The sequence below is a fragment of the Streptomyces carpinensis genome, assembly GCF_002154505.1.
GTDB lineage: Bacteria > Actinomycetota > Actinomycetes > Streptomycetales > Streptomycetaceae > Streptomyces > Streptomyces carpinensis.
This window is the reverse complement of the sequence record NZ_MUBM01000485.1, coordinates 1-2,783: the sequence shown is the minus strand read 5'-3', so window position 1 is coordinate 2,783 and position 2,783 is coordinate 1. Positions and strand designations below refer to the sequence as shown.

At 69.5% G+C, this 2,783-nt stretch carries 2 protein-coding genes, 1 pseudogene and 1 riboswitch; all 3 genes and pseudogenes read right to left on the bottom strand.

Annotated elements, in window-relative coordinates; translation table 11 throughout:
* Window positions 1-533: pseudogene (locus BZY54_RS44160) on the bottom strand (hypothetical protein); the annotation flags it as partial.
* A 587-nt stretch (window positions 534-1,120) separates the two neighbouring features.
* On the bottom strand, window positions 1,121-1,660 hold the full coding sequence (locus BZY54_RS44155; RefSeq protein ID WP_086730993.1) for a DUF3293 domain-containing protein: 540 nt from the start codon (window positions 1,658-1,660) through the stop codon (window positions 1,121-1,123).
* A gap of 137 nt (window positions 1,661-1,797) precedes the next feature.
* Window positions 1,798-1,907: riboswitch (SAM riboswitch) on the top strand.
* A 495-nt stretch (window positions 1,908-2,402) separates the two neighbouring features.
* A partial coding sequence (locus BZY54_RS44150) for an ester cyclase (protein WP_143668278.1) occupies window positions 2,403-2,783 on the bottom strand: 381 nt, incomplete at its 5' end.

The window sequence follows — 2,783 nt, the reverse complement described above, 5'->3', positions numbered from 1 at the left end:
GCGGCGACGAGGGCGAGGGCGGCTTTCAGGGTGTCCGTGGTTGTCCCCGTCTCCGTCTCCGTCTCCGTGACGAGTGGGGGCTCGGCGGGATGGTGGGAGGTGTTTTCCCCGGAGTCTCTCTTTGGATGACCGCCGGTGGGCGGACTGGTCGGCTCACCGACGGCCGGAATCCGGGGACTCGGTGCGAGCTGCGGCGATACGGGGACCTGGCCAAGGATCTTGGCGGCTTCGGCGGGGGTCAACGGCACGTTGGAGACGAGCTGTTGAGTGACCCAGTGACCGCCGGAGCCCTGGACGCGCCGCTCGTGCACGAACCCCTCCTCCTTGAGCTGGCGCTTGGCGCGGGTGAAGGCGCAGGCGCCGATGTTGGCTCGTTCGGCGGTTCGGGAGAGAGATTCCCGGGCGCCGGGAGGGAGGGAGAGTTGCCAGGTCAGGAGGCAGACCGCGTCCGAGGACAGGCGGGGGTGCCGGATGATGTCGTGCGAGAACTGGGTGTAGGCGCGCGGAGGCGCGATATGGTGCCGGTAAATCACAGTGGAGGCCTTTTCCACTGGTGGTTCAGGCCCTCGCGAACGGTTGCCGCCGTTGCGGGGGCCGAGTTGTTTGTGCGCTGTCGGGGTGACCGTACCGTACGGAGAGTGCACGCATGAACGCGTTGAGTGAAGAAAGCTTTCGCTGGTCAGCGTTCACTCACACGAGTCAACCTGCCCAAGTTTGCGCTTGGTTGACGTACGGGACTCCTGCTCTGGGATCACGGACAGTGATCGGTGGGTGGGGCGGTCCGCATGGAGTCGGGGGCGGAAGCCGGGGGGCCAGCGACGTGCAGTCCCCCCAGTCGGCTCACCCCTCCGAGCCGACAGGCCAGGACCGAGAAGCCGCGCATCGTGAGGTCAGCCCGCGCCCTCCACATAAGGGCGGGCCAGACGGCGAAGCGGCGACGTCCTGTCCCACACGTGCCAGCGCGCACCGCACACGGGATCGGTCGCGTAGGTCACCACGGCCGGGAAGCCCTCGGCTCTGACCCGCTCGGCCGGTGGACCGGCGAGAGGTCTGCCGCAGCCCGGACAGTGATCCGGCGTACGCATGGGATACATGCCCATCGAGCTTCTCCCTGCCTGTCTCAGCGCTTGCCCAAGCCGCCGGAGCGGCCCTTCTCGGCCGCCGCCCATCCGCTCACCGCCGCGGCAGCGGTGTCGCAGGCCAGGACACGCCAGGCGTCAGGACTCCAGGCGAAGATCGCGTCCTGACCGAACCGGCGGCCCAGATCACGCGCAGCGGTATCGCCCAGGCCGACGACGGCCACGCTCTCTTCGCGGTGCGTGCCGGACGCGTCGCCGCCCTGCGCGGGCCACCAGGTGAGACCGCGGCGGCGGACCTCATCGAGCAACAGGCGGTGGGCGCGGGCGTTGGCGTCGACCGACGCGGTACGGCCCAGGGGGTTCCAGGCGGTGATCACATGGACGGTGGCGCTGCCGGCCGCTTCCGGGAAGGAACCCTCGGCCGTCCCAGAGGGACGTGGCTCGACGTGGACGGTCCGGTCCGGGATCCGGATGTCGACGACCGCGGCCCGATAGTGATCCCAGTTGCGGGGCATGACGGGTGCTGCGTCGATGGCGTGCACAAGGGCCTCCTGCGGAACGAAGACCCCCTTACAGGTCATGCAGGGAGATCAGTGCTCATCCCGACCCGGCCACGCTCGGCGGGTCGGCCAGGCCGCAAGATTTCATGATCGCGGCCGTGAGGCAAGGGGTGGGGAAGATCTCGCGGATGATCGGTACGGGTGTTGGCTTCCCGCCCGGTCGTGCGGTCCAGCGCCAAGCTCTTGCTTGCTGGACGGCATCACACCCGGGCGCGAGATGTCCCGAGTGACGCCCGGCCCGCGCGAGGTGCGCGGGAAAGCGCAGGTCACGGGGTGCGGCAGCGCGCTACCGGGGTCATTGGGCTCCGGGAGGCTGCTCTCATGCCCGTACCCTCCGAGACTGTGCCAGGCCGCGCGGGCCTTCCGGTCATCGACCTCGCTACGGCGCGGGAACCGTTCCGCACGGCCCACTCGAGCGGCCTCGGCCGGCTGGCCTGAGCGGCGAACTCCCGTCGGACTTCCACGCACGCTCGATCCAAGGGCTCACCGTCCTCACCGAAGTCGCCCCGAGGACGCTGCTCCTGCGAGAGCGACGTCACCGGACCCTCGGCTGGTCCCGCTGCTACGTCCCGCTGGCCGGCTGAGCGCGCCGACACGGGCCACGACTCAGTGTGGTGAGTGATGTGTGGCGGCAGCGGAATGACGAGGGGATCAGAGGGGCGGGAAACAGCCCGTGCGTGGGGCGCCGGCCAGTGTGCAGACGTCACCCGTACGTGCGCGGTCGGGTCCTCGATGCCGCCCGGGTGCTGCGGAACGTGCGGCCTTACTGCTCCAACTCGTCCAATGCCCCGAGCTGTTGCAGCAGGCCCAGCTGGTCGTGCTGCCACCACGTCTCGGCGATCTTGCCGTTGTCGCCGAACCGGAAGAGGGTCATGCCGGTCATGGCGACCTGCCTGCCCGTGGGCGCGATGCCCAGGAACTCGCCTTTGTGGGTGGCGTTCCAGGTCCAGCGGGCGCAGACCCGGTCGTCCTGTGCGGTCAGGTCCTCCAGGGTGAAGGCGAAGTCGAAGGCGTCCCGCCACATCCGGTACTCGCGCCGGATCGCGTCGAGCCCGATGGTGTCCTGCGGGTTGACCGGGTCATGGCTGTGACAGTCCTCGTCGATCAGGTCGTTGAGCGGGGGCAGTTCGCCGGCGCCGGCGAA